24 protein-coding genes, 1 pseudogene and 1 riboswitch are annotated in these 22,091 nt (G+C 73.4%); of the genes and pseudogenes, 16 read left to right on the top strand and 9 right to left on the bottom strand.

The window, feature by feature from the left end:
• Nucleotides 1-38 precede the first annotated feature (38 nt).
• Complete coding sequence (locus tag ABZ883_RS06090; protein WP_360902240.1) at nucleotides 39-752, bottom strand: RDD family protein; 714 nt, start codon at nucleotides 750-752, stop codon at nucleotides 39-41.
• Nucleotides 753-854: 102 nt separating this feature from the next.
• Here ABZ883_RS06090 and ABZ883_RS06085 point away from each other — a divergent pair, with 102 nt between their 5' ends.
• From ABZ883_RS06085 to ABZ883_RS06055, 7 genes are all read left to right on the top strand, one after another.
• Entirely contained in the window at nucleotides 855-1,709 is an 855-nt protein-coding gene (locus tag ABZ883_RS06085) for a bifunctional methylenetetrahydrofolate dehydrogenase/methenyltetrahydrofolate cyclohydrolase (protein ID WP_360902237.1), read from the top strand.
• Nucleotides 1,706-2,230: a DUF3017 domain-containing protein gene (locus tag ABZ883_RS06080; protein ID WP_360902234.1), complete on the top strand. Its 525-nt coding sequence runs from the start codon at nucleotides 1,706-1,708 to the stop codon at nucleotides 2,228-2,230. Before ABZ883_RS06085 ends, ABZ883_RS06080 begins: the two co-directional genes overlap by 4 nt.
• 231 nt (nucleotides 2,231-2,461) lie before the next feature.
• A complete protein-coding gene (locus ABZ883_RS06075) occupies nucleotides 2,462-3,673 on the top strand; it encodes a sensor histidine kinase (RefSeq protein WP_360902231.1) in 1,212 nt (403 codons plus the stop codon).
• Complete coding sequence (locus tag ABZ883_RS06070; RefSeq protein WP_360902228.1) at nucleotides 3,670-4,344, top strand: response regulator transcription factor; 675 nt, start codon at nucleotides 3,670-3,672, stop codon at nucleotides 4,342-4,344. Before ABZ883_RS06075 ends, ABZ883_RS06070 begins: the two co-directional genes overlap by 4 nt.
• Before the next feature lie 94 nt (nucleotides 4,345-4,438).
• The gene (locus tag ABZ883_RS06065) at nucleotides 4,439-5,359 is read left to right on the top strand and encodes a helix-turn-helix transcriptional regulator (RefSeq protein ID WP_360902225.1); all 921 of its coding nucleotides are present in this window, start codon (nucleotides 4,439-4,441) and stop codon (nucleotides 5,357-5,359) included.
• A 64-nt stretch (nucleotides 5,360-5,423) separates the two neighbouring features.
• Complete coding sequence (locus ABZ883_RS06060) at nucleotides 5,424-6,332, top strand: DUF2690 domain-containing protein (RefSeq protein WP_360902222.1); 909 nt, start codon at nucleotides 5,424-5,426, stop codon at nucleotides 6,330-6,332.
• 147 nt (nucleotides 6,333-6,479) lie between these two features.
• The gene (locus tag ABZ883_RS06055; protein WP_360902219.1) at nucleotides 6,480-7,469 is read left to right on the top strand and encodes a malate dehydrogenase; all 990 of its coding nucleotides are present in this window, start codon (nucleotides 6,480-6,482) and stop codon (nucleotides 7,467-7,469) included.
• Between the two features lie 63 nt (nucleotides 7,470-7,532).
• On the opposite strand, the gene ABZ883_RS06050 is transcribed toward ABZ883_RS06055, so the two are convergent.
• The gene (locus ABZ883_RS06050; RefSeq protein WP_360902216.1) at nucleotides 7,533-8,993 is read right to left on the bottom strand and encodes a PLP-dependent aminotransferase family protein; all 1,461 of its coding nucleotides are present in this window, start codon (nucleotides 8,991-8,993) and stop codon (nucleotides 7,533-7,535) included.
• 50 nt (nucleotides 8,994-9,043) lie between these two features.
• Here ABZ883_RS06050 and ABZ883_RS06045 point away from each other — a divergent pair, with 50 nt between their 5' ends.
• Entirely contained in the window at nucleotides 9,044-9,562 is a 519-nt protein-coding gene (locus ABZ883_RS06045; protein ID WP_360902213.1) for a carboxymuconolactone decarboxylase family protein, read from the top strand.
• Between the two features lie 16 nt (nucleotides 9,563-9,578).
• Here ABZ883_RS06045 and rocD read toward each other — a convergent pair whose 3' ends face one another.
• The gene (gene rocD, locus ABZ883_RS06040; RefSeq protein ID WP_360902210.1) at nucleotides 9,579-10,784 is read right to left on the bottom strand and encodes an ornithine--oxo-acid transaminase; all 1,206 of its coding nucleotides are present in this window, start codon (nucleotides 10,782-10,784) and stop codon (nucleotides 9,579-9,581) included.
• Nucleotides 10,785-10,920: 136 nt separating this feature from the next.
• Nucleotides 10,921-11,007: riboswitch (ZMP/ZTP riboswitch) on the top strand.
• Nucleotides 11,008-11,033: 26 nt separating this feature from the next.
• Here rocD and ABZ883_RS06035 point away from each other — a divergent pair.
• A complete protein-coding gene (locus ABZ883_RS06035) occupies nucleotides 11,034-12,476 on the top strand; it encodes a glycine hydroxymethyltransferase (protein ID WP_360902207.1) in 1,443 nt (480 codons plus the stop codon).
• A gap of 14 nt (nucleotides 12,477-12,490) precedes the next feature.
• Here the strand turns inward: ABZ883_RS06035 and ABZ883_RS06030 are convergent, their stop codons facing one another.
• The 3 genes from ABZ883_RS06030 to ABZ883_RS06020 form a co-directional block, all read right to left on the bottom strand.
• Nucleotides 12,491-13,186 carry a hypothetical protein gene (locus tag ABZ883_RS06030; RefSeq protein ID WP_360902204.1) on the bottom strand — a complete coding sequence of 232 codons (696 nt, stop codon included), beginning with the start codon at nucleotides 13,184-13,186 and terminating at the stop codon, nucleotides 12,491-12,493.
• Between the two features lie 239 nt (nucleotides 13,187-13,425).
• Nucleotides 13,426-14,166, bottom strand: coding sequence for a hypothetical protein (locus tag ABZ883_RS06025; protein WP_360902201.1), 741 nt, complete (start codon nucleotides 14,164-14,166; stop codon nucleotides 13,426-13,428).
• Nucleotides 14,163-14,714 (bottom strand): sigma-70 family RNA polymerase sigma factor, encoded by a 552-nt coding sequence (locus ABZ883_RS06020; RefSeq protein ID WP_360902198.1) that lies wholly within the window; start codon nucleotides 14,712-14,714, stop codon nucleotides 14,163-14,165. The genes ABZ883_RS06025 and ABZ883_RS06020 overlap by 4 nt, the downstream gene beginning before the upstream one ends.
• Before the next feature lie 140 nt (nucleotides 14,715-14,854).
• On the opposite strand from ABZ883_RS06020, the gene trpS reads away from it, so the two are divergent.
• The 5 genes from trpS to ABZ883_RS05995 all read left to right on the top strand — a co-directional run bounded on the left by trpS (nucleotide 14,855) and on the right by ABZ883_RS05995 (nucleotide 19,590).
• The gene (trpS, locus tag ABZ883_RS06015; protein WP_360902195.1) at nucleotides 14,855-15,868 is read left to right on the top strand and encodes a tryptophan--tRNA ligase; all 1,014 of its coding nucleotides are present in this window, start codon (nucleotides 14,855-14,857) and stop codon (nucleotides 15,866-15,868) included.
• Nucleotides 15,869-16,086: 218 nt separating this feature from the next.
• Nucleotides 16,087-16,689 carry a 2'-5' RNA ligase family protein gene (locus ABZ883_RS06010; protein ID WP_360902192.1) on the top strand — a complete coding sequence of 201 codons (603 nt, stop codon included), beginning with the start codon at nucleotides 16,087-16,089 and terminating at the stop codon, nucleotides 16,687-16,689.
• A gap of 106 nt (nucleotides 16,690-16,795) precedes the next feature.
• Nucleotides 16,796-18,208, top strand: a complete 1,413-nt coding sequence (locus tag ABZ883_RS06005; protein ID WP_360902189.1) for a pyridoxal-dependent decarboxylase — start codon at nucleotides 16,796-16,798, stop codon at nucleotides 18,206-18,208.
• Between the two features lie 33 nt (nucleotides 18,209-18,241).
• Nucleotides 18,242-19,129, top strand: a complete 888-nt coding sequence (locus ABZ883_RS06000; RefSeq protein ID WP_360902186.1) for a YihY/virulence factor BrkB family protein — start codon at nucleotides 18,242-18,244, stop codon at nucleotides 19,127-19,129.
• Entirely contained in the window at nucleotides 19,126-19,590 is a 465-nt protein-coding gene (locus tag ABZ883_RS05995; RefSeq protein WP_360902183.1) for a hypothetical protein, read from the top strand. Before ABZ883_RS06000 ends, ABZ883_RS05995 begins: the two co-directional genes overlap by 4 nt.
• An 18-nt stretch (nucleotides 19,591-19,608) precedes the next feature.
• Here the strand turns inward: ABZ883_RS05995 and ABZ883_RS05990 are convergent, their stop codons facing one another.
• Nucleotides 19,609-20,181, bottom strand: a complete 573-nt coding sequence (locus ABZ883_RS05990; RefSeq protein ID WP_360902943.1) for a 3'-5' exonuclease — start codon at nucleotides 20,179-20,181, stop codon at nucleotides 19,609-19,611.
• A gap of 72 nt (nucleotides 20,182-20,253) precedes the next feature.
• Nucleotides 20,254-20,640 (bottom strand): annotated as a pseudogene (locus tag ABZ883_RS05985) (ATP-binding protein); the annotation flags it as partial.
• A gap of 70 nt (nucleotides 20,641-20,710) precedes the next feature.
• Here ABZ883_RS05985 and ABZ883_RS05980 point away from each other — a divergent pair.
• Together ABZ883_RS05980 and ABZ883_RS05975 are read left to right on the top strand one after the other, a co-directional pair.
• The gene (locus tag ABZ883_RS05980) at nucleotides 20,711-21,529 is read left to right on the top strand and encodes a helix-turn-helix transcriptional regulator (protein ID WP_360902180.1); all 819 of its coding nucleotides are present in this window, start codon (nucleotides 20,711-20,713) and stop codon (nucleotides 21,527-21,529) included.
• The gene (locus ABZ883_RS05975) at nucleotides 21,526-21,729 is read left to right on the top strand and encodes a DUF397 domain-containing protein (RefSeq protein WP_360902177.1); all 204 of its coding nucleotides are present in this window, start codon (nucleotides 21,526-21,528) and stop codon (nucleotides 21,727-21,729) included. The genes ABZ883_RS05980 and ABZ883_RS05975 overlap by 4 nt, the downstream gene beginning before the upstream one ends.
• A 19-nt stretch (nucleotides 21,730-21,748) precedes the next feature.
• Here the strand turns inward: ABZ883_RS05975 and ABZ883_RS05970 are convergent, their stop codons facing one another.
• A complete protein-coding gene (locus ABZ883_RS05970; protein WP_360902174.1) occupies nucleotides 21,749-21,967 on the bottom strand; it encodes a hypothetical protein in 219 nt (72 codons plus the stop codon).
• Between the last annotated feature and the right edge of the window lie 124 nt (nucleotides 21,968-22,091).

Below are 22,091 nucleotides of genomic sequence, written 5' to 3'. Positions count from 1 at the left end.
GGTGCTGGTGCTGGTGCTGGTGCTGGTGCTGCCGAAGGTCACCGAGGCGCCTGGGTCTTGACGACCACCGAGTTGAGGATCTTGTCGGCGAACGTCTGCTTCTTGTCGTCCCACAGCGGCCACAGGTAGCCGATGTAGCAGGCGGCGCCGTCGAGTCCGTGGCACAGGCGGCGCACGAAGGCCATGCCGAAGCCCAGCGGACGGCCGTCGGCCTCGCGCAGCACGCTGATACCGAGGGCCTTCTTGCCGGGCGTCTGGCCCGTCTTGCCCTCGCGGTAGCACAGGAAGAGGCTGCCGACGAAGGACAGCAGCACGCCGAGCCCGATCAGGGCGAGGGCGCCGCCCGGCATCTGCGGGGAGTCGCACGTGGCGGTGGCGCTGGCGTCGCAGGCGTTGACCGCGTCCACGACCACGGAGATGAACTGCCCGTAGCCGATGCCGACCAGGATCATCGGAACCAGTCCCACGATCAGGAAGTCGATCAGTGTGGCACCGACCCGCGCGCCCCAGCTCGCGAACGGCGGCATGCCCGGCACCGGCCCCGCCGGCCGGCCGTAGGCGTCGTAGCCGTACGGTCCCTGCGCCTGGTGCGGGACGCTGCCGTACGGGGACGGCGGCTGCTGGGGGTAGCCGTAACCGGGCTGGGCCGGGGGCTGCTGCTGCGGGTACCCGTAGGGCGGCTGAGGCTGCGGCTGCTGCGGCGGAACGGGCGGCTGGCCGTAAGGGTTTCCGGGACCGGGCGGGTAGCTCACGGTGACTTCTTTCGCGCTGATACGAGTGGGGACGGCCCACATCGTCCTGGGCGGTGTCATCCGCTGTCCAGCGTCCGGTGGGAGACCTGAGAAGATGGACGTATGACCGCCCAGATTCTCGATGGCAAGGCCACTGCTGCCGCGATCAAGTCAGAACTCTCCGTACGCGTCCAGGCGCTCAAGGCCCGCGGGGTCACGCCGGGGCTCGGCACCCTGCTGGTCGGTGACGACCCGGGCAGCCGCTGGTACGTCGCGGGCAAGCACCGCGACTGCGCCGAGGTCGGCATCGCGTCCATCCAGCGCGAACTGCCGGGGACGGCAACGCAGGAGGACATCGAGGCGGTCGTGCGCGAGCTCAACGAGGACCCGCAGTGCACGGGTTACATCGTGCAGCTCCCGCTGCCCAAGGGCATCGACACCAACCGCGTCCTCGGTCTGATGGACCCCGCCAAGGACGCGGACGGGCTGCACCCCACCAATCTGGGCCGTCTGGTCCTCAATGAGCGCGGCCCGCTGCCGTGCACGCCGAACGGCATCGTCGAACTGCTGCGCCGGCACGGCGTGGAGATCAACGGCGCGCACGTGGCCGTGGTCGGGCGCGGGGTCACCGTGGGCCGCTCCATCGGCCTACTGCTGACCCGCAAGTCCGAGAACGCGACGGTCACCCTCTGCCACACCGGTACCCGGGACCTGGCCGCTCAGTTGCGCCAGGCCGATGTCGTCGTCGCCGCCGCGGGTGTGCCGCACCTGGTCAAGCCGGAGGACGTGCGGCCGGGCGCCGCGGTGCTCGACGTCGGTGTGAGCCGGGACGAGAACGGCAAGATCGTCGGCGACGTCCACCCGGGCGTGGCCGAGGTCGCCGGCTGGATCTCGCCGAACCCGGGCGGTGTCGGCCCGATGACCCGCGCGATGCTGCTGGCGAACGTGGTCGAGGCCGCGGAGGGCCGCTTCTCATGACCGACGGCCCACGCCAGGGCAACACCGCCGGCACCGACACCGGCGCCGGCACCGACAGCGCCGGCGACGAGAGCACCCCGGTGGTCACTCCCGCCGCGAAGACCGCCGAACCGGCCCCGCAGCAGGACCAGGCCGGTCCCAGCCGCCGCTTCCAGGCCGTCACGGAGGGCACGGCCCGGCCCGAGGGCGGCGGCCGGGCCGCGGCGGGCGACGCGCCCGCGCCGGCCCGTCAGTGGCCGATTCTCGGGGTCGCCGGCGCGGTGGCCCTCGGGCTCGTGCTGATCGCCGCCGACACGGTGCGGCCCGGCATGGTGCTGATCGGCGCGGCGCTGCTCGCGGGCGCTCTGATGCGCTGGGCGCTGCCCTCGGTGGGCATGCTGGCGGTGCGCAGCCGCTTCACGGACGTGATCACCTACGGGGTGCTGGGTGCCGTGATCGTGCTGCTGGCGCTGATGGCGCAGCCGCATCCGGTGCTGGAGATCCCGTTCCTGGAGGACGTCGTCCGCTTCTCCGTGCGCTGAGCGCACGGGGCGTACCGGCCCGCGACAGCACTTGGCGTCCCGTCCTCCCCCCGTCGGAGGACGGGACACCGTCGCGTAGGGCGCCCCCCTCTGGCTCCCCGGCCACGACGCTACGGGCAGCCCGCCCGCGGGGGCGTCCCGTTCTGGGTGGAGGTTTTCGGCCGGTGTACAACTTTCGCGGTACGGCGACGGGCTGACGCGGGTGCCCGGCGGCCGGTCTACGCTTCGCGCGTGCGGAACAAGGTGCTGGCGGACGTGGCGCTGGCGGTGGCTTTCACGGCGGCCAGCATGCTGCTGGGACACGAGCAGCCACCGCCGGACTGGCAGCGGCTGGACGCCGCGGGTTACGCGCTCACCGCGCTGGTCAACCTGCCCGTCGCCGCCCGGCGCCGCTTCCCGGTGGGTGTCGCCGTCTTCGTGTGCGCGGCGTGGGTGGTCTTCGTGGCGGCGGGCTACTGGCCGGTTGTCAACAGCCTCGCCCCGCTGATGGCGCTGTACGGCGTGGCCACCGTGCGCCCGGTGCGCGTCGCGCTGGGCTGCGCGGCGCTGACCGGCGGGGTGTGGGTGTACGCGGGGCTGACGGCCGCGCAGAGTTCGATGGCCACGGTGGTCGCGCAGGCGGTGGTGTTCCCGCTGGTCATGTGCTGGTTCGGGCACTCCGCGCGGGTCTCGGCGCAGCGCGCGGACCGGCTGGGTGAGGTCACCGAGCGGCTGCGCTCCGAGCGGCAGGACGCCGCCAAGCTGGCGGTCGCGGAGGAACAGGCCCGTATCGCCCGGGAGTTGCACGACGTCGTCGCCCACCACATGTCGGTGATATCGGTGCAGGCGGGCATGGCCTCGTACGTCTTCGCCAGCGAGCCGGAGAGCGCGCGCAAGGCCCTGGACACCATCTCCGACACCACGCGCGAGGCGCTTCAAGAGATGCGCCGCATGCTCAAGGTGCTGCGCGCGGGACCGGGGGAGCCCGAGGGCGGTTCGCCCTCCTACGACCCGATGCCCTCGGTGACCCGCATGGGGGAGATGATCGAGCGGGTGCGTGCCGCCGGGCTCGCGGTGGAACTGCGCATCGAGGGCACGCCGCGCGCGGTCGCGCCCGGCGTGGGGCTGTGCGCCTACCGGGTGGTGCAGGAGGCGCTGACCAACGTCCTCAAACACGCCCCGCACGCGCGGGCGCGTGTGCTGGTGGCGTACGAGCCGCACCAGTTGCGGGTCGCCGTCACCGACGACGGCGCGGGTGCCGGGCCGCGCGAGGCGCCCGGTCGTTCCGATCCGGCCACAATCCCCCGGGGAGCCGGTCACGGCTTGATCGGCATGCGCGAGCGCGCCAGGCTCTACGGTGGGACGGTGGACATCGGCCCGCTCGACGATGGCTTCGAGGTGCGTCTCACGCTTCCCACATCGGCGCGCGGGGCCGCGCGGCGAGGGGACTCATTGGACGTATGACCACGGTGCTCGTCGTCGACGACCAGTTCCTGATCCGGGCCGGACTGGTCGGGCTGCTGCGCGCGGCCCCCGGTATCGAGGTGGTCGGGGAGGCCGGAGACGGCGAGGAGGCCGTGGAGCGGGCCGCCGAGACCGCGCCCGAGGTGATCCTGATGGACATCCGCATGCCCGGCATCAGCGGGGTCACCGCGACCGAGCGCATCCTGGCCGCGGCCGGCGAGCGGGCGCCGCGGGTCCTCATCCTCACCACCTTCGACCTCGACGAGTACGTGTACACCGCGCTGCGCGCCGGGGCCTCCGGCTTCCTGCTCAAGGACGCGGGCCCGGAACGGCTGATCGCCGCCGTCCACGCGGTCGCCGGGGGCGACACCCTCTTCGCGCCGAGTGTCACCCGGCGGCTGATCGAGGCGTACGCGCCGGTCCGTCCCGCCCAGGACCCCGGCCGGCCGCCCCCCGCCGAACTCGGGGCGCTGACCGCGCGCGAGGTGGAGGTGCTGCGGCTGATCGCCAAGGGGCTGTCCAACGCGGAGATCGCCGAGGGGCTGTTCATCAGCGAGGCGACCGTGAAGACCCATCTGAACCGCACCATGGCCAAGTTGGGGCTGGGCAGCCGGGCGCAGGCGGTCGTACTGGCATACGAGACGGGACTCGTGACCCCGCGAAGAGGATGACGATTCTCCGGATTTCGAGCGTCGAGCGTATGTGCGTCGCTACCGTGGGTTGACCGACGGAACCGGGGGGTGCGTGGTGGCGCGATGGGAACCATTGCCCGAGACACTTGACGCCGCCGCGCGCCGGCTGGCCGTGCACCTGCGCCGGATGAAGGACCGCAGCGGGCTGAGCGTGCCGGCGCTGGCCGCGCGTACGGCCCAGAGCACCGAGGCATGGGAGCAGTTCCTCAACGGTGTCCGGGTGCCGCCGCGCGACGCGGTCGAGGTGCTCGGCCAGTTGAGCGGCGCGGACTACCAACGGCTGGTCGCGCTGTGGGAGTTGGCCGACCGCGGGGTGACCGACACGATGACCGGCTTCCGGTACTCCGATCCGCTCGATCCGCTGGCCCCGGTCGAGGGCATGCCCCGGCACGCGGCCCGGCGCCGGCGCAGGGCGCTGCTGGTGGGGTTCGGCATGCTGGCCGGGGCGTTCGGGCTGCTGCTCGTCGCCGGGATCGCCACCGACGGGAGCATGCGGGCGCAGGCACCGCTGTCGGCGCATCCCCGGGGGGCCGCCGCGGGCGGCGGGGCGCCGTCCGCCGGCGCTCACGGGTCCCCGGCCGCCCGGCCGGGCAGGGCCACCTCGGCGCCGACGGGATCGCCGGCCCGGCCCGGCGCCCCGCGCACCGGTGCCGGCGCGGTCACCCCGGACGGCGGGACGCCCGCGGCACCGGTCGACGACGTGAGCGAGCACACCGAGGGCGGCCACGACCCCGCGGCGGGCGGCGCCGGAGGCGCGGGGGACACCGGCGGCTCCGGCGGTACGGGGTCCTCCGGCGGTACGGACTCCTCGGGCGGTACGGGTTCCTCCGGCGGGCACGGCACGACGGCACCGGGCAGCGGCGCCACGACGCAACCGCCCGCCACCACGGCCCCGCCCGCCCCGACCCCCACGCCCACCTCCGCGGCACCGAGCCCGACCCGGGGCCACGGGCTGTGCCTGGGGCTGATCGTCCTCGGCATCTGCATCGGGTGACGGCCCCCGTACGAAGTACGGCAGCGCTACAGCACAACAGCAGGACGAGCAGGGAGACCGCACCATGACCCGTTGGCGACCGCTGGCGGACGATCTCGACCCGCGCGTCAGGGAGTTCACCGAGCAGTTGCGACGGCAGGTCGACCGCGGCGGCCTGAGCGCGGCCGCGCTCGCCGACGCCACCGGGTACAGCAGAAGTTCCTGGGAGCGGTATCTGTCCGCCCGGCTTCTGCCGCCCCGGTACGCCGTCGTCGCGCTCGCCCAGGCGACGGGCGCCGACCCGCGGCACCTCGTCACCCTGTGGGAGGTCGCCGAACGGGCCTGGAGCCGCGCCGAGAACCGGCACGACGTCACGATGGAGGCCGGACGGGTCGCCGAAGCACGCGCCGCGCTCGGCGAGTTCGGGCCCGCGACGGGCACCGCCCCGGCCCCGCGCCGGTCCCGGCGCTCCCTGGTGCTGTTCGCCGTGGGCGCGGTGGCCGTGGTGCTGGCGGTCGTCGGCGCGACCGTGTTCACCGGTGGCGGCGGCACCGACCGCGCGGAGCAGCCACGGGCACCGCACCCCTCCCGCACGGCCCACGCCGCCGCGCTCCCCTCCGGGGTCAAGTGCACCGGCGCCGGCTGCACCGGTGAGGACCCCGAGGGCATGGGGTGCGGCGGGGCGCACGCGCGGACGACGGCCTCGGCCTGGATCGGCGGCGCCCTGGTCGAGACGCGGTACAGCGACGTCTGCGCGGCCGCCTGGGCGCGGATGTCCGCCGCCGCGCTCGGCGACACCCTCACCGTCGGCCCCGCGGGGGCCGGCGGTCAGGCCCAGCGCACCCGTATCGGCGGGACCGCCGCCGCGTACACCCCGATGCTCGCCGCCACTGCTCCCACCGCCGTCCTCTCCTGCGCCACGCTCGCCTCGGGTCTCCACGGGTGCGCGACGCCGCAGGGCGCCTCCCCGTCCCCGGGGCCGGGAGGGCGGTGACCGGGGCCACACCCGGTGTGGCAGCCGCCGGGACGGCGCGGGTATAGCCTGGCGTGGGTCTCTTGACGCCGAGAGATCCCCGTTCCGGGAGCAAGGGACGCTGCCGGGGCGGCATGGGATCCAGCAGCAGAAGGCCAGGAGAAGGCAATGACTCGCACTCCCGTCAACGTCACCGTAACCGGAGCGGCCGGACAGATCGGCTACGCGCTGCTGTTCCGTATCGCGTCGGGCCACCTGCTCGGCCCCGATGTCCCGGTGAAGCTGCGCCTGCTGGAGATCACCCCGGCGCTCAAGGCCGCCGAGGGCACCGCGATGGAGCTGGACGACTGCGCGTTCCCGCTGCTCCAGGGCATCGACATCAGCGACGACCCGAACGTCGCCTTCGCCGGCGCCAACGTCGCCCTGCTGGTCGGCGCCCGCCCGCGCACCGCCGGCATGGAGCGCGGCGACCTGCTGGAGGCCAATGGCGGCATCTTCGGCCCGCAGGGCAAGGCCATCAACGCCCACGCCGCGGACGACATCCGCGTCCTGGTCGTCGGCAACCCGGCCAACACCAACGCGCTCATCGCGCAGTCCTCCGCCCCGGACGTCCCGGCCGACCGCTTCACCGCGATGACCCGCCTGGACCACAACCGCGCGATGTCGCAGCTGTCGAAGAAGACCGGCGTGCCGGTGAGTGAGATCCGCCGCCTCACCATCTGGGGCAACCACTCCGCCACGCAGTACCCCGACGTCTTCCACGCCGAGGTCGCCGGCAAGAACGCCGCCGAGACCGTGGGCGACGAGAAGTGGCTGGCGGAGGAGTTCATCCCGACCGTCGCCAAGCGCGGTGCGGCCATCATCGAGGCGCGGGGCGCGTCCTCCGCCGCGTCGGCCGCCAACGCCGCGATCGACCACGTCTTCACCTGGACCAACGGCACCGCCGAGGGCGACTGGACCTCCGCGGGCGTCGTCTCCGACGGCTCCTACGGTGTGCCGGAGGGCCTGATCTCCTCCTTCCCGGTCACCGCGAAGGACGGCAGGTTCGAGATCGTCCAGGGCCTGGACATCAACGAGTTCTCCCGCGCCCGCATCGACGCCTCCGTCAAGGAGCTCGAGGAGGAGCGCGACGCGGTCCGCGGCCTCGGCCTGATCTGACGCGCGTCCGGCGGCCCGCCGCCGGCCCCTCACCGGGGGCCGGCCGGCGGGCCGCCGGCGTTCTCAGCCCCGGCGCCGGGTCCGCGCGTCGAGCAGTGCGCACAGCGCGTCCAGCGCGCCGGCGAAGGCGTGCTCGGGCGGAGTGCCGTAGCCGACGACGAGTTCCTCGGTGTCCTGGCCGCCGAACTCGTCCAGGCTCTGCAGTCCCAGGCCCTGGGCGGCCGCCTCGGCGACGACCTGCGCGGCCGGTGTGCCGGGCGGCAGCCGGAGCACCACGTGCAGTCCGGCGGCGATGCCGGAGACCCGGACGGCGGGGACGCGCTCGGCCAGCGTCGCGACGAGCCGGTCGCGGCGCCGCCGGTAGTGCAGCCGCATCCGCCGTACATGGCGGTCGTACGCGCCGGAGACGATCAGTTCGGCGAGCGTCAACTGGTCGAGGACGGGGGAGTGGTGGTCGGCCAGCCGCTTCTCGTCCAGGACCGGTTCGACGAGGGCGGGCGGCAGCGCCAGCCAGGCCAGCCGCAGACCGGGCGCGAGGCTCTTGCTGGCGGTTCCGGCGTAGACGACGTGCTCGGGGGCGAGGCCCTGGAGGGCGCCGACCGGCTGGCGGTCGTAGCGGAACTCCCCGTCGTAGTCGTCCTCGACGACCACCGCGCCGGTGGCGCGGGCCCAGGCCACCACCGCCGTGCGCCGCTCCGGGGAGAGCGGGCAGCCCGTCGGGAACTGGTGCGCCGGGGTGAGCAGCGCGGCGTCCACGTCGTTGCCGAGGACGCCGACCTGGGCGCCGTTGTCGTCCACCGGCAGCGGGACGGTGGTCAGCCGTGCCCTGCGCAGGATCTCCACGGTGTGCGCGTAGCCGGGCGTCTCGACGGCGACGCGGCGCGCCCCGCCGGCCCGCAGGGCGCGGCCGAGCAGTCCGACGGCCTGCACGAACCCCGAGCACACCGTGAGGAGTTCGGGCCGGGTGCGGACCCCGCGCACCCGCCCGAGATAGGCCGCGAGCGCCTCGCGCAGCTCGGGCCGGCCGCGCGGGTCGGTGTAGCCGAAGGCCTGGTGGGGCGCGGCCGCCAGCGCCCGGCGGGCCGCCGCGCTCCACACGGCGCGCGGGAACGACGAGAGGTCGGGGGAGCCGGGGCGCAGGTCGTAGGCGAACCGTTCCGGGTCGGGCAGGTAGCCGGACGTGCCGGTGAGCCGGTCGCCGGGGGCGCCCTGGCCCGTGCCGCGCGGGACGGCGGCCTGGCCGCGGCGTGCGGACGGGCGCCGCCCGTCCGCGACGTGGGTGCCGGAGCCCTGGCGGGCGGTCAGCCAGCCCTCGGCGACGAGCTGCCCGTACGCCTCGGCGACGGTGTTGCGGGCCAGGCCGAGGTCCTTGGCCAGCGCGCGGGAGGACGGCAGCCGGGTGCCCGGGGCGAGCCGGCCGACACGGACGGCCTCACGCAGCGCCCGCTCCAGCCCGGCCCGCGCGCCGGCGCCCCCGACGAGGTCGAGATGGAGATCGACTCCGGAAGTGGCCCAATCGTTCACCGTTCAAGTGGACCACGGGGCAGGGACACCGCGTCGATAGGTTGGATGGCATGACGACGATCACCGCTCCCGCGGGCAGCACCTCCGGCCACGGCCCGGACGAGCCCGTTCCCGCCCCCGCCCCCCGCATCGCGCTGGCCAAGGCCGCCCCCGACTTCTACAAGGCGATGATCGCCCTCGACACCGCGGCCGCCGACGGCCTGGACCCGGTGGTCGTCGAACTGGTCAAAGCACGAGCCTCCCAGGTCAACGGCTGCGCCTACTGCGTCGACCAGCACATCGCGGACGCCCGCAAGCTGGGCCTGAGCGAGCAGAAGCTGCACGGTCTCACCGTGTGGCGGGAGACCCCCTTCTTCACCGCGCGCGAGCGGGCCGCCCTGGCCCTCGCCGAGGCGGTGACCCGCCTCGGCGAGCACGGTGTCCCGGACGACGTCTACGACGAGGCCGCCCGGGTCTTCGACGAGGACGAGCTGCCCCGTCTGATCGCCATGTGCATCACCATCAACGCCTGGAACCGCATCGGCATCACCACGCGGATGTCCCCGGCGCCGCGTCCCGGGGGGATCTGACCCTCAGGGCCGGCTCTCAGGCGGACAGCACCTCCCGCAGCTGGTCCAGGCCCCAGTCCAGGTCCTCCTTGGAGATCACCAGCGGCGGGGCCAGCCGGATCGTGGCGCCGTGGGTGTCCTTGACCAGGACACCCCGGCCCAGCAGCCGCTCGGAGACCTCGCGGCCGCTGCCGTGGCCGGGTGCGATGTCGACCCCCGCCCACAGGCCGCGGCCGCGCACCGCCGTGACCGTGCCGCTGCCGGTCAGCAGGGACAGCTCGTGGTGCAGATGGTCGCCGAGTTCGGTGGCCCGCTGCTGGTACTCACCCGTGCGGAGCATCGCGAGGACCTCCAGGGCCACGGCGCACGCCAGCGGGTTGCCGCCGAAGGTCGAGCCGTGCTCTCCCGGGCGGTACACCCCGAGCACCTCCGCGGAGGACACGACCGCCGACACCGGGACGACGCCGCCGCCCAGGGCCTTGCCCAGCACGTACATGTCCGGGACGACGCCTTCGTGCTCGGAGGCGAACGTCCGGCCCGTACGGCCCAGGCCCGACTGGATCTCGTCGGCGATGAACAGCACCCCGTGCTCGGAGGTCAGCCGCCGTACCCCGGCCCAGTAGCCCGCCGGCGGCACCAGCACCCCCGCCTCGCCCTGGATGGGCTCCATCAGCACGGCCACCGTGTTCGCGTCGATCGCCGCCTCCAGCGCCGCGAGGTCGCCGTACGGCACGACCTCGAAGCCCGGGGTGTAGGGGCCGAAGTCGGCGCGGGCCTCGGGGTCGGTGGAGAAGCTGATGACGGTGGTCGTGCGGCCGTGGAAGTTGTCCGCGGCCACGATGATCTTCGCCTGGCCGTCCGGCACGCCCTTGACCCGGTAGCCCCACTTGCGGGCGGTCTTGACGGCGGTCTCCACGGCCTCCGCGCCGGTGTTCATCGGCAGCACCATCTCCATGCCGCACAGCTCCGCGAGTTCCGTGCAGAACCGGGCGAACCGGTCGTGGTGGAACGCCCGCGAGGTGAGCGTGACCCGGTCCAGCTGCGCCTTGGCCGCGTCGATCAGGCGGGCGTTGCGGTGGCCGAAGTTGAGCGCCGAGTAGCCGGCGAGCATGTCGAGGTACCGGCGGCCCTCGACGTCCGTCACCCAGGCGCCGTCCGCGGAGGCGACGACGACGGGGAGCGGGTGGTAGTTGTGCGCGCTGTGCGCTTCTGCGGCGGCGATGTGCTCGGCGGCGGTCGACACGTGAGTGCTCCGTTCGTGGTACGTCGGGAGATGGGGCGCTGGAGCCCGGTGGGGCTCTTTCCATTGTTCCTATCGTCGCTCGCCCGGGATGTGAAGAAACATTGCGGCGACGTCCCGACCTCGCGTTGCTAGGCTGGCCGTGGGCCGTGACTGGCGCGCTGGGATGGGACGGACCATCGGGGAGCGGTCCGTGAACTGTGTGCCGTGCGCCTGGGCCATCCGGTATGCCGTGCCGCGCAGGAGGTCCGCATGTCCAGTGGTCCCACCGAGTCCACCGCCTTCCGCAGTGCCCTTGACGTGATCAGGGGGGTCGAGCCGCGCGTCGCCGACGCGATCGGCCAGGAGATCGAGGACCAGAGGGCCTCGCTCAAGCTCATCGCCAGCGAGAACTACGCCTCCCCGGCGGTGCTGCTGGCCATGGGCAACTGGTTCAGCGACAAGTACGCCGAGGGCACCGTCGGGCGCCGCTTCTACGCCGGGTGCCGCAACGTCGACACCGTCGAGGCCGTCGCCGCCGAGCACGCGCGGGCGGTCTTCGGCGCCGAGCACGCCTATGTGCAGCCGCACTCCGGCATCGACGCCAACCTGGTCGCCTTCTGGGCCGTGCTGGCCGCGCGGGTGGAGGCGCCGGCGCTGGAGCGCGCCGGTGTGCGCCAGGTCAACGAGCTGTCCGAGGCGGACTGGGCGCGGCTGCGCCACGAGCTCGGCGACCAGCGCATGCTCGGCATGTCCCTGGACGCGGGCGGCCACCTCACCCACGGCTTCCGGCCCAACATCTCCGGGAAGATGTTCGACCAGCGCAGCTACGGCACCGACCCGGCGACGGGCCTGCTCGACTACGAGTCGCTGCGCGAGACGGCGCGCGAGTTCCGCCCGCTGATCATCGTCGCGGGCTACTCGGCCTACCCCCGGCTGGTGAACTTCCGCATCATGCGGGAGATCGCCGACGAGGTCGGCGCCACCTTGCTGGTCGACATGGCGCACTTCGCGGGTCTGGTCGCCGGCAAGGTCCTCACCGGGGACTTCGACCCCGTGCCGCACGCGCAGATCGTCACCACCACCACGCACAAGTCGCTGCGCGGCCCGCGCGGCGGCATGGTGCTGTGCGACTCCTCGCTGGCCGAACAGGTCGACCGCGGCTGCCCGATGGTGCTCGGCGGCCCGCTGCCGCACGTCATGGCGGCCAAGGCGGTGGCCCTGGCCGAGGCCCGCCACACCGACTTCCACGGTTATGCGCAGCGCATCGTCGACAACTCCAGGGCGCTGGCCGAGGGGTTGCTGCGGCGCGGCACGACCCTGGTCACCGGCGGCACGGACAACCATCTCGTGCTCATCGACGTCGAGTCCTCCTACGGCCTCACGGGGCGGCAGGCCGAGGCGGCCCTGCTGGAGTCCGGCATCGTGACCAACCGGAACTCCATCCCGCAGGACCCGAACGGGGCCTGGTACACCTCCGGCATCCGCATCGGCACCCCGGCCCTCACCACCCGCGGCCTCGGCACGGGCGAGATGGACGAGATCGCGGGCCTCATCGACCGCGTGCTGACCACGACCGAGGCCGGCGTCACCTCGGCCGGCAAGCCGTCCAAGGCGCAGCACGTGCTGGACGCGAAGGTCGCCGACGAGATCGCGCAGCGCGCCGCCGACCTGCTGGCCGGCTTCCCGCTCTACCCGGGCATCGACCTCGGCTAGAGCGGGCCGGGGCCTCACACGTCGAGCAGTTCCCGCGGGGGCCCCGGCTCGCGGGGCGTGCGGCGGGATATGAGGCGTGGGGCGAGCAGGGTGCCGGCGCAGCCGAGGGCGAGGCCGGCGCCCAGCCCGGGCAGGGACCACCACCAGTCGCCGCCGCCGCTGTCCACGGCGGCGGCTGCCGGGGGTGCGGAGGCGGCGGCCGTGGCGGGGTCGTCCCCCAGGCCGAGCGGGTAGTCGGGCGCGCTGACGCCGAGGCCCTTGTCCGGGCTCATGAGTCCCATCCGGTCCAGCAGTGCGCTGAGGGCCTTCGGCTGGGCGGCCCGGTGCCAGGCCCCCTGCTCCGGCAGACCCGCGTCCCCCACCTGGCGGCTGTGGACCCACGGGCCTCCGGCGGCGTCCGGGTAGACGAAGTCCACGCGCCACACGGAGACGTCGTGGATCAGCCAGGTGACGGTGACATGGCGCTGCCCGGCGGCCTCCACGTCCGACGTGGAGGGCGGATCGGCGGCCTCGGCCACCGGTCCGACGGACGCGTACAGCGTCGCGTAGTCCGGGGACGACGTGTAGATCGCCGCGGCCTTGCCGCTGCCCGGCGCGACCAGCATCACGCTGGTCGGCCCTCCGGCCGCGGCCGGCCACGCGCCGGTGAGCACGGCGGCGAGTGCCGTGGCCGTGACGCCCGCCCAGGTGACGAACCTTCTGATCCGCATGGGGTGGTCCCCCTCTCGCTCGGTCCTGCCCCTGATACACCGCCCGGACCGGCCGGGTTCCCGTCCCGTTCCCGGGCCTTCACCGCCTTGATGTCGACGCTCTTCACCGTCGGCGCGTCCGGTGTCCTCGCCGCCGTATTGCCGACAACTTCGGTCCTGCGGGCGCGTGGGAGGCCGGCACCCCAAGGGGGCGCCGGCCCTTCGGCGTTGCCAGGCCCGGCGGAAGGGGCACCGGCGGGTCAGTCGGGCGGGACGGGGGAGCCCCGGAGCCGGGCCGATTCCGCGATCGCCAGCGCACGTGCCTGGTCGGGCACGCCCTCCAGACGCAGCGTCACCTCGCCGCGCTGCCAGAGCAGGGTGGGCCCGGCCGCCCGGGGCGGCTCGCGACGCGTCCGTCCGTCGGGATCGACGAGCTGGACGTAGTGCGGTTCGGCGAACCACACGGCGAATGCGCCGTCGACCTCCACCCATTCGGCCGCGGAGCCGGTGGTCTTGAGGAAGACCACGTCGATCGAGGCCCGGAACTGGTCGAGCCGGATCGTGCGGCCCTCGCGCCGCCAGCTCATCGAGAGCACCCGCCCGCCGTCGGTGACCGCGACCCCGTCCGGCTCGCCGAGCGCCGCCGGGACGAACGCCCCGTCCAGCGGCGCGTGTCCGCGCACCGGCGGCGGGCTTCCCGCGCCCGGTGTCGCCGAGGGGTCGTGGCGCACGGCGACGCCGCCGAAGCCGAACCAGTCCGCGACGGCGGCCCGCACCGGCGGGGTGAGCACCAGCACCACCAGCAGCCCGCACACCACCGCCACCAGGGCCCGCCACCGCGCGGCGATCCTGAACCGGGCGCGCCGCACCCGTCCCTCACCGGGCACCGCCTCGGCGAGCAGCCGGGCCAGCACCTGCTCGGCCACGGAGTCCGGCGACGGCGCCGGGATGTCCAGCCGCCGCCCCGCCTCGCGCAGTTCCTCCGGGAGCCGGTCGGTCATCGCAGCCCCCCGTCCCCCGCGGCCAGCAGTGGTTCGCCGAGCCCGGTCCGCAGTTTCGCCAGGGCGCGGTGCAGCCGGGACTTGACGGTGCCGCGCGGCCAGCCCAGCACCGCCGCCGTCTCCTCCTCGTCCAGGTCGAGCAGATAGCGGCAGGTGACCACCAGCCGGTGCGGCTCGCTCAGCCCGCCGACCGCGGCCAGCAGCGCGGCGTGCCGTTCCCGGGTGACCGCCAGGGTCTCCGGGTCCTGGTCCGGCCCGGGCACGGCCTCCAGCACGGCGTTGCGCTCGACGGCCGAGCGCAGCCGGCGGGCGGCGCGTGCCGCGTTGCGCGCCTCGTTGGCGACGATGCGCAGCAGCCACGGCCGGAAGGCGGCGCCCTCCCGGAAGCCGCCGAGGGCGCGGTAGGCCTTGACGAACGAGTTCTGCACCACGTCCTCCGCGTCGGCACCGGCCCCGAGCAGCACCGCCGTGCGATGGGCGACGTCCGCGTGGACGCGCACCAGCTCCGCGTACGCCTCGCGGTCCCCGGCGCGTACGCGTGCGATCACCGCCGCCTCCCCCTCCGTGGCGGCCCCCTTTCGCTCCCCGGCCGCCCCCGCGCGACCCCGTCACCCCTTCTACACCGCTCCCTCCCGCCCGGTTCCCGTTGCGGGCGGACAATCCCCGGGGACCTGAGAGAATGAGAGGCATGGCTCTCGAACGTCCCCGTGTGCTCTCCGGCATCCAGCCCACCGCAGGCTCGTTCCACCTGGGCAACTACCTGGGCGCGGTCCGCCAGTGGGTCGCGCTCCAGGAAACGCACGACGCCTTCTACATGGTCGTCGACCTGCACGCGATCACCGTGCCGCAGGACCCGGCGGAGCTGCGCGCCAACACCCGGCTGGCCGCCGCCCAGCTGCTCGCCGCCGGGCTCGACCCGGAGCGCTGCACGCTCTTCGTCCAGAGCCACGTCCCCGAACACGCGCAGCTCGGCTGGGTGTTCAACTGCCTCACCGGCTTCGGCGAGGCGTCGCGCATGACGCAGTTCAAGGACAAGTCCGCCAAGCAGGGCGCCGACCGCTCGACCGTGGGCCTGTTCACGTACCCGATCCTCCAGGTCGCCGACATCCTGCTGTACCAGGCGAACGCCGTCCCCGTCGGCGAGGACCAGCGCCAGCACATCGAGCTCACCCGGGACCTCGCCGAGCGCTTCAACGGCCGCTTCGGCGACACCTTCACCATCCCGGCCCCGTACATCGTCAAGGAGACGGCGAAGATCTACGACCTGCAGGACCCGCAGGCGAAGATGAGCAAGTCGGCGGCGTCCCCGAAAGGCCTCATCAACCTCCTGGACGAACCGAAGTCCTCGGCGAAGAAGATCAGGAGCGCGGTCACCGACACCGACACCGTGATCCGGTTCGACGAGCAGGGGAAGCCGGGCATCAGCAACCTGCTGACCATCTACTCCACACTCACCGGGACCGCGATCCCCGAACTGGAGCAGCGCTTCGAGGGCAAGGGCTACGGCGCGCTGAAGACCGAGCTGGCGGACGTCTTCGTGGAGTGGGTCACCCCGTTCCGCGAGCGCACGCAGGAGTACCTCGGCGACCCGGAGAGCCTGGACTCCGTGCTGGCCAAGGGTGCCGAGAAGGCCCGCGCCGTGGCCGCCGAGACCCTGGCGAACGCGTACGAAAGGGTCGGTTTCCTGCCCGCCAAGCACTGAACGGGGCATCCCGGCGTCCCGCGGCGCGGGCCTTTGGTCCCGCGTGAATGTGACGGACGACGCTCGCGCCCCGGGGTGCGAGCGCGTCACACTTGCTGCGGAGGCGCTGTGCCGCACACCGTGCGTACGATGCCTCCGGCCCGCCCGGGACCCGGACGGGAGCGGGCGGGAAACCGACGGGGCGACGACCGGGGTACGACCGGGAAAGGGGTGAACTCGTGGGAAACCGCATGATCGGCGTGTCCATCGCGGTCCCGGAGCCTTACGGCAGCCTGCTGCAGCAGTGCCGCGCCGACTTCGGCGACCCGCTGGCCTACTGCATCCCCACCCACGTCACACTGCTCCCGCCGACCGAGGTGGACACCTCCGTCCTCCCCGCCTTCCGCACGTACCTGGACGAGGTCGCGGCCGCCTGCCACCCCTTCCCGATGCGCCTGGAGGGCACGGCCAGCTTCCGGCCGCTGACCCCGGTGGTCTTCGTCGAGCTCGCGCAGGGCGGCCTGGACTGCGCCGAGCTCCAGGAGCGGGTGCGTTCCGGCCCGGTCCGCCGCGAGCTGCAGTTCCCGTACCACCCGCACGTCACCATCGGCCACGGCATCCCGGACGAGGCGCTGGACCGCGCCCAACTGGAACTCGCCGACTTCACCGCCGCGTGGACGGCGAGCTGCTTCTCCCTGTACGAGCAGGACGACGAGGGCGTCTGGCGCCCCCTGCGCGACTACGCCTTCGGTGCCGCCACCGCCCACCCCCTGCTCCCGCAGCAGCCGGGCGCCTGCGAACCCCTCGGCACGGCTCCCGCGCGGGGTACGCAGCCCGCCTGAGGACCCCGTCCCGCCCCGTCCCGCCCCGCTGTGCGATGCCGCCGGCGGGCCACTTCTTCGCCCGTGGCCCCGGACGTGCCCGTCGCGCCGTGCCTAACCTGCCGCCATGGATCCCTCCCTCGCCGCGGACCGCGACCGCTTCCCCGACCTCCTGCGCTCCGTCACGGAGTTCGCCGCCCGTGAACTGGCCGCCGTCGACGACCGCCCGGTCGCCGGCCGCGGCCCGGCCCCCGCGCCGGAGCCGCTGCCGGACGCCGGGGCCGGGGCCGACGGCGCGCTGGAGCGCTTCGCACAGCGCTGGGCACCGGGGTTCTCGGGCAGCGCGGGGCCGCGCTACCTGGGCTTCGTCACCGGCGGCGCCACTCCCGCCGCCGTGGCGGGCGACTGGCTGACCGCCGCGTACGACCAGAACGGCTCGTCGGACATCGGCTCCTCGGCGGGCGCCCTGGAGCGCGAGACCCTGACCTGGCTGCGGGAGCTGTTCGGCCTGGGCGCCGCGCACAGCGGGGCGTTCGTCACCGGCGCGACGGTCTCCAACACCGTGGGCCTGGCCGTCGCCCGTGAATGGCTCGGCGAGCGGCGGGGCGTGTCGGTGTCCCGGGACGGTGTCGCGGCGCTGGGCCCCGTGACGGTGCTGTCCGGCGCCCCGCACTCCAGCATCGACAAGGCCCTGTCGGTCCTCGGGATGGGCCGCGCCTGCCTGACCCGGGTGCCGCTGCTGCCCGGCGGCCGGGAGGCGGTGGACGTCGCCCGGCTGGAGCAGGCGCTGGACGCCCTCGACGGCGCGCCCGCGATCGTCGTCGCGAACGCCGGGACTGTCGACACCGTCGACTTCGACGACCTGCGCGCCGTCGCGGCCCTGAAGGACCGTCACGACTTCTGGCTGCACGTCGACGCGGCCTTCGGCGGCTTCGCCGCGCTGTCGCCCCGCCACGCCCACCTCACGGCCGGCCTGGACGCCGCCGACTCCGTCTGCGTCGACCTCCACAAGTGGCTCAACGTCCCCTATGACGCCGCCGTGCAGTTCACCCGCCGTCAGGATCTGCAGGTGCGGGTCTTTCACAACGCCTCGCCCTACCTCGGCCTGCCGGCCCTGCCCGACCCCGACTTCCTGCACCTGACGCCCGAGAACTCCCGCCGCGTGCGTGCCCTGGCGACCTGGTTCTCGCTCACCGCCTACGGCCGGGACGGCCACCGCGACATCGTCGAGCGCAATGCCGCGCTCGCCCACCGCCTCGGGGACCGCATCGCCGGCACCGCGTACCTGCGGCTGCTGGCACCCGTCCGGCTCAACGTGGTCTGCTTCACCTTCGCGGGCGACACCCCGGCGGACGAACTGCGGGAGCGGGTCGCCGCCGCGGCCCGCGCCGTGGCCGCCTCCGGCGAGGCCTTCCTCACCCCGACGGTCCATGCCGGGGTGCCGGCTCTGCGCGCCGCGTTCAGCAACTGGCGGACGTCCGAGGCCGACACGGACCGCGTCTTCGAGGCGGTCGTCGCCGCCACGGCGCCCGCCACTTAGAGTGCGGGGGGTGACGGAGGGTAGGCGCGCGGTATGGAATGGCTGACGAAAATCCCGGTGATCGGCCCGTGGATCGCGCGGCTCATGCGCACCCACGCCTGGCGCACCTACGAACATCTGGAGAGCGTCCACTGGACGCGGCTGGCCGCAGCCATCACCTTCGTCAGTTTTGTCGCGCTCTTCCCGCTGCTCACCGTCGGCGCCGCCGTCGGCGCGGCCCTGCTGTCCCCGTCGCAGCTCAAGCAGCTCCAGGACAAGCTCGCCGAGCAGGTGCCGGGGATCGCCGACAAGCTCAACATCAACGGGCTGGTGGACAACGCCGGCACGGTCGGGGCCATCGCCGCGATCCTGCTGGTCCTCACCGGCGTCAGCTGGATCGCCGCGCTGCGGGACTGCCTGCGCGCCGTCTGGCACAAGGACGACGAGAACGGCAACCCCTTCCTGACCCGGCTCAAGGACCTCGGCGTCCTGATCGGCCTGGGCGCCGTGGCCCTGCTGTCCGTGGTCTGCTCCACCCTCGCGGGCACGGCCATCAACCGCCTCGGCGACGCCATCGGCCTGGACGAGAACGGCATCGGCCGGGTGCTGCTGTCCGTCGTGGGCTTCTGCGTCGCCGTCCTCATCGACGTCGGCATCTTCGCCTACCTGCTGACCCTCCTGCCGGGTGTCACCCCGAACCGGCGCGACGTCGTCGTGGCCAGCCTGATAGGAGCCATCGGCTTTGAGGTGCTGAAGCTGCTGATCAGCGGCTATCTGCAGAGCGTCGCCACCAAGAGCATGTACGGGGCCTTCGGTGTGCCCATCGCGCTCCTGTTGTGGATGAACTTCACGGCAAAGCTGCTGCTGTTCTGCGCGGCCTGGACGGCCACACCGCACAGCGCCGAGCTGCGGGCCGCGGCGGGGACCAAGGAGCCGAGTTGACCGAGATCGCCCTGCACGAAGCCGTCGCCTGCCTCGTGCCCTACACGCTGACGGGGATCGACCGGGACGCGCTCACCGGCGTCTTCGCGTTCGCGGCCCAGGAGTCCCTGGCGCCCGGCGCCGTCCTCCAGGCCCACTGCCCCTTCCGGATCACGCACGGGGGCGACCTCGTGCTCGGCTCCGAGGACATGCGGTGGCCGCGGGCCCGCGGCGCCGATCCCGCGGCCGCCCTCGCCGACTTCACCACGCTCTACGACGAGCGGGCGCGTGAGCTGTGCGGCCGGCTGGGCGACAGCCCGCTCGACGTGGTGCGCTCCACGCTCGGGGACAGCGGGCGCCTCACGGTGGAGATGGCGGACGCCTGGGTCCTGGAGATCCTGCCGGTCACCTCCGAACGCGCCGAGTCCTGGCGCGTCTTCTTCCGCGGCGGCGACCACGTGAGCTACCGCGGCACGCCCTGACGCGCCGGGCGGGAGCGGTCAGTTGCCGGGCAGGCCCGGCCAGGCGCCGCGGCGGGTCAGCGCCAGGGCGAGGGCGGCGATGTTCCAGGAGTCGTGCTCACCGCAGTGGTGACGGCCTTCGAGGGGGAGACCCGCGATCTGCAGGGCCTCCAGCATGCCGGGGCGCTTGGCCAGGCCGTGGGCTTGAGTGAAAAGCGTCTTGACGTTGATGTGCCGGCTGCCGAAGGGGTACGTGGTCCCGGTGGCCCGGCACTGCCGGTTGAACTGGTGCCGGTCGTAGTCGCCCCAGCTCGCCCACGCACGCGGCCCGGCGCGGTGCTCGGCCGCCAGGAGCTTGCAGGCGTCGGAGAAGTCGAGGCCCTCGTCCACCTCGGCCTGCGTGAGCCCGGTCAACTCGGTGCAGAAGTCGCTCACCTGCGACCGCGTGGGCCGTACGAGAATGCGGTGCCGGGCGACGCGCTCGCCGCGGTGGAGGTCCACGACGGTCAGCCCGATCTCGATGATCTCGCTCACCGCTCCCGGCGGCGGCTCGCCGTCCCAGCATGTCGCTTCGACATCCACGACGTTCAGCAGTCCCTCATCACTCTCCATGACGGGAAACAGTACGTCTGTTTCCGGCCACTGGTCACTACTCTTTGCGCAGGTATTTACCACTCTCAGTTCGAACCAGACCGTTTTGCCGATCCCGTACGGACGCGGCCGGACATCCCACGCGTCCGCCAGCGCCTCCACGAGCGCCAGACCGCGCCCCGACTCGTCCTGCGGTGACGCGGCACGGGCACGCGGGTACACGGTGCTCGCGTCGCACACCTCCACCCGCAGCCGGCCCCCGGCGAGCACCGCCCGCACCGCCACATGGCGGTCCGGCGGCACCCGCGCATGGCGCACGGCATTGGTCACCAGCTCGCTCAGCAGCAGCACGGCGGTCTCCGCGGTCTCCGCGGGCAGACCCCACGCCGCGGCCTGCTCGCGCAACCGCGCCCGCGCCAGGCGCACACTGGCCGCCCGCCGCGGAAAGCGCCACTCGGTGGGGGGAGTTGTCTCGTCCATGGCTCCAAAGGTGCAGGTCGCTGCGTAGCCTCGGAAGTGACCGAGCGTGTACGGAGGGTGGTTGTACCCCATGGCGAGTGAGACGTCCCCGCCCCCGATGGCGTGGCGCTACTGCGGCAACCAGGTCAAGCTCTGGCGCGAACAGGCGGGCGTCTCCCGCGAACAGCTCGCCGACGAGGCGGGCTACGGCTGCGAGACCGTGCGGTCCATGGAGCTCGGCCGCCGTCGCCCCACGATCCGGCTGCTCCAGGTCGCCGACCAGATGTGCGGCGCCGGCGGCAAACTCACGGCGGCGGAAGCCTTCTTGAAGCCGGAGCGGTTTCCCTCGTATTCGCAGGACTTCATGCGGTACGAGGCCGAGGCCATCGCCGTCTGCTCGTACCAGGCCGCGTATGTGCCGGGGTTGCTCCAGACCGAGGAGTACATGCGCGCCCTGCTGGCGTCACGCTGGCCTCCGCTCGGCGAGGAGACGATCGAGGAGCGTGTGGCCGCCCGCTTGGACCGGCAGTCCCTGATGGACGTGCAGACGCGGTCATTCAGCTTTGTCGTCGAGGAGGGCGCCCTGCGACGGGCGTGGGGCAGCATCGAAGGGCGGCTGCGCCAGTTGAGTCAGCTCGTGGCTGCCGGGAACCGGCGCAATGTGACGGTGCAGGTCATGTCCACCGAGGGGGGATTCCATCCCGGACTCCTCGGCCCGTTCGTGCTGTTGGAGACGGCGGAGCACGAGCATCTCGCCTACGAGGAAGGGCAGGCGTCCGGAGTGCTGTACGCCGACCCCGAAAAGGTCAGTCTGTTCACCCGGCGCCATGACATGATCGCGCGGCGGGCCCTGAGCCCTGAGCAATCGGCCCGTTTCATCGGGGAGCTGGCTAAGGAGCTTGAGCGGTGAGCGGCGAGCTGAACTGGTTCACGTCGAGTTACAGCAACGACGACGGCGGCGACTGCGTCGAGGTCGCGTTCGGGCCGGGGGCCGTCCTCGTGCGGGATTCCAAGGACAGGGCCGGGGCCCGGCTGGTGTTCGGGCCCGACGCGTGGCGCGCGTTCGTGGCCTTCGCGCTCGCGCACGACGCGGACGGCGGCGGTTCGTGACCGCCGCCGACGCGTCGGTTCAGCGGAGGAAGTGCGCGACCGTGAACCAGGTGACGGCCAGGACGACCGCGGTGACCAGGATGAATCCCGCCAGGTACGTTCCCACGACGACCGCCCCCGGTGCGGCGGCGGCCCAGCCGAAGCGTGCGGCGGGGATCCTGGTGCGGAAGGCGGCGCGGACGCAGTAGACGGCGACCGCGAGCCCCATGACGAGCCCGATGACGGACAGTGTGCCCATTGACCTGTTCCCTCCCTGTCTCCCCGTCCCTGTCACCAGGGTCATGTCCGGGCCGGGGGTCCGTACCACCTGCGCGGTGGGGGGCGGTCGGAGCGGGGTGGGCGCACGCGCCGCACGAGCGCCG

The organism is Streptomyces sp. NPDC046977 (assembly GCF_040644455.1).
Lineage (GTDB): Bacteria > Actinomycetota > Actinomycetes > Streptomycetales > Streptomycetaceae > Actinacidiphila.
Note: the sequence above shows the minus strand (reverse complement) of the source record. Positions and strands in the feature narration are given on the sequence as shown.